This window comes from Aromatoleum evansii (genome assembly GCF_012910805.1).
Taxonomy (GTDB): domain Bacteria; phylum Pseudomonadota; class Gammaproteobacteria; order Burkholderiales; family Rhodocyclaceae; genus Aromatoleum; species Aromatoleum evansii.
Genome location: NZ_WTVK01000235.1, coordinates 1 through 438, shown reverse-complemented (window position 1 = coordinate 438; position 438 = coordinate 1). Strand labels below are relative to the sequence as shown.

1 protein-coding gene is annotated in these 438 nt (G+C 63.0%); it reads right to left on the bottom strand.

Annotated features, from left to right (window positions below):
• Positions 1 to 438, bottom strand: a 438-nt coding sequence (locus GO615_RS28090) for an ABC transporter substrate-binding protein (protein ID WP_211167433.1), incomplete at both ends; no start/stop codon positions are given.

Sequence of the window (438 nt, the reverse complement as noted above, 5' to 3'; positions counted from 1 at the left end):
GCCCTTGATCAGCGTCTCCGCGCCGACGTCGCTGGCGAGCGGCGTGTCACAGGCGAAATAGGAGCCGCAGATCTCGTAAAACTTCGCGTTGCCGACGGTGGCGTCGAGCACGTCCTTCTGGTTCATCGCCAGGAAGGCGGCGCGGCGGATCTTGGGATTGTCGAACGGCGGATGCAGGAAGTTCATCCGGCCCTCGATCTGGAAGCCGAACTTGTTCAGCACGGCCACGGTCAGATCGGAATTGGCCTCGAGCACCGGCAGCAGGTCGATCGAGGGCTGTTCCAGGAAATCGATGTCGCCGGATTGCAGCGCGTTGATCGCGGTCTGCGCGTCGGGCATCGTGATCCATTCGATGCGATCGACCTTGGCGACCTTGCCGCCCGCCAGCCAATCCGGCTTTTCCTTGCGCGGCACGTAGTCGGCGTTGCGCTCATAGAC